This is a genomic window from Methanobrevibacter sp. (assembly GCF_045644645.1).
Classification (GTDB): Archaea; Methanobacteriota; Methanobacteria; order Methanobacteriales; family Methanobacteriaceae; genus Methanocatella.
On record NZ_JAZRHE010000051.1, the window covers coordinates 1 to 2420 of the forward strand.

Here is a 2420-nt window from a genome sequence, read left to right on the forward strand (position 1 = left end):
GATTAACTCCCCGAAATAAAATATGGTATACTCCACTCTCACTGATAGTTCTTGCAAGTCTGCTCATTCTATCACCTCTTAGCTAAGTATACCATAAATCTTTTTAGTTGTCAATAAAACAATGCCAAAAAATGTACGTCCCCAAGTGGCCCCCGTCCCCAGGTGGCCCCTCCATAAATCTTTTTAGTTGTCAATAAAATAATGCCAAAAAATGTACGTCCCCAAGTGGCACCACATATCATAAATATCAAAATTTACCTATGACACTTGTAACAAGGGCTAAAAGTGTTATTGATGTAAGCTTACAGGTAAATCATAGCACCATAAAAAGCATTTGTCATATTTTACTAAATGACACGCCAAAATCCGCTTGTATCAAGACTTTCAGCATTTCTAAAGTCAAAATACACCTCGAAAATAGCCAAAAACATATCAATTTGTCATTTGCCAAATTACAAAAATTTTCAAAAAATAGAGAGGCAGACTTTTACATCTACCTCTCTGAGTGAAACTATTGGTTGTTGTTTTTTTGTTTTATACTTATTAACATCCTTATAAAATCATAAACAATAAAAATGATTAGTGTTATTGCAAAAAACGGAAACATAAATATTGGCAAAATTAAATAATCCGGCGAATTTCCAGGTATACAAACAATGATACTGAAAATTGCAAATACTAACAGGCTGCATACACAAATAATTCTGCTTTTTAAATTTCCATATATGCACATCAATATTCCTATCAAAAGAGCAACAACTACAGCTGTAATACCTATGGGATTATTAAATATAAACACATCAAGTATGGATATCAAAATTTCCACAATATTATATTTCATTTTGACACCCCCAATGTTTTGGCATAAAATAATCCCTTGGTTTTATAACGTTCTCCTGGCGAGCCATATAAGGCTTCCCATGTCACATCGTTTTTTGCGGCTGCACGAGTAAATCTTCGATTAAAGAACAGTTGATTAAATACATCTTCAGCAAAATTAGGAATTGTATCTGCCATCCATGTTTTATCTAATTGACCATTCATAAAAGATTTTACACTTGTGCCATTTTTTAGCGTTCCTTTGTAGAATCCTTTCATGCTCATTTGGAGACAATTTGCCTTTAATAAACTATATGATTTATTAATTTGATAATATTCCATTGTTGGCTTATCATATCTGCCTACTTCCATTCTATAGCCTTTTTCTATCGTAGTCCCGGCGACTAAATCCTTAAAATAATCTACAGAAGCATTAAAATCTCCTTCAACAAAAGTTGCGGAAGTATAATTTTTTGTACTATATGGCAAATCTTGTTTATTAAGCCAACTATTAAAATTTTCCAACGAACCCATAGCTCCATCTTCCCAAGGAACTTCAACGAAATAAGTCGCCTTATCACCCCAATAAAAATAATACCATTTCCCATCTCTTGTATCTTGGGTTATTATCGATGTATGTCCTGCTCCAGCAGCCGCATGGTCAGCTGTTATTAAAACTGCATCCAAACCCAAGGGGTCAACATAATTCACTGGATTGTTTCCGCAAGGAGCCATTCGGGGACGGGAGCCATTCGGGGACGTACATTTTTTGGTAGCATATTATGCATAAGTTATGACACCTCTCGAAACACCAGTAATTCTTTGTAAATGCCTAACAGAAAACTCTTTTTTTAACTCAAATAAAATCTTATTACGTTCTAATTTTGGAAGTTTAGATATGTTTTTGGGATTATCAATACTATAATTCTTTTTTATAAACATTAAAACATCTTCATCAGTTTTTCTTTTACTGTCTGTAACACGAAATTTCATATTTTCAAGTTCTTTGTGGTATTCTACAAATTCTTCAATACTTATCATTTCCAATAAAAAATTTGTGTCAGCTAAATTGGCTTTATTAATATACTCTATAAAACTACTGTAAGGATAGTTTTCAATTTTATCTACAATACCAGCTTTTATAGGGTTTTGGTGAATGTACCTTATTAAATTCAAAAAATACTCATCTATTTCTACCGGTACACTTTTATACCTGTTTGCAATTAGAGCACCGCTTCTGCCGTATTTAGTGTTATACCAGCGTGCATATTTAGTTAAAATACGTTTCATTATCAGAGAAATATCTCCGCAGTTTTTCTCTTTGAGAACAATATGAACGTGATTACTCATAAAACAATATGCGTATATTTCAAACTGCAAATCTTGTTTTACTATTTCTATTATCTCTTTTAATTTTTCAAAATCGGAAGCTTCTTCAAATATATTTTGCTGATTAACTCCCCGAAATAAAATATGGTATACTCCACTCTCACTGATAGTTCTTGCAAGTCTGCTCATTCTATCACCTCTTAGCTAAGTATACCATAAATCTTTTTAGTTGTCAATAAAATAATGCCAAAAAATGTACGTCCCCAAGTGGC

Annotated in this window: 3 protein-coding genes; all 3 read right to left on the reverse strand. The window is 32.6% G+C overall.

Translation table 11 applies throughout. From position 1 onward, the window contains the following. Positions 1-511 precede the first annotated feature (511 nt). Genes ACKI4K_RS03195 through ACKI4K_RS03205 form a run of 3 tightly spaced genes read right to left on the reverse strand, consistent with a single transcriptional unit; the run spans position 512 to position 2337 of the window. Entirely contained in the window at positions 512-841 is a 330-nt protein-coding gene (locus ACKI4K_RS03195) for a hypothetical protein (RefSeq protein ID WP_407422219.1), read from the reverse strand. Then, entirely contained in the window at positions 838-1554 is a 717-nt protein-coding gene (locus ACKI4K_RS03200; RefSeq protein WP_407422221.1) for a hypothetical protein, read from the reverse strand. Before ACKI4K_RS03200 ends, ACKI4K_RS03195 begins: the two co-directional genes overlap by 4 nt. Positions 1555-1599: 45 nt before the next feature. Further along, positions 1600-2337, reverse strand: a complete 738-nt coding sequence (locus tag ACKI4K_RS03205) for a transposase (protein ID WP_407422223.1) — start codon at positions 2335-2337, stop codon at positions 1600-1602. Positions 2338-2420 lie beyond the last annotated feature (83 nt).

What these genes read in the sequence shown, in the direction of transcription:
- ACKI4K_RS03195 (WP_407422219.1), bottom strand. Translation starts at nt 841, where the DNA reads ATGAAATATAATATTGTGGAAATTTTGATATCCATACTTGATGTGTTT.
- ACKI4K_RS03205 (WP_407422223.1), bottom strand. Translation starts at nt 2,337, where the DNA reads ATGAGCAGACTTGCAAGAACTATCAGTGAGAGTGGAGTATACCATATT.
- ACKI4K_RS03200 (WP_407422221.1), bottom strand. Translation starts at nt 1,554, where the DNA reads ATGGCTCCTTGCGGAAACAATCCAGTGAATTATGTTGACCCCTTGGGT.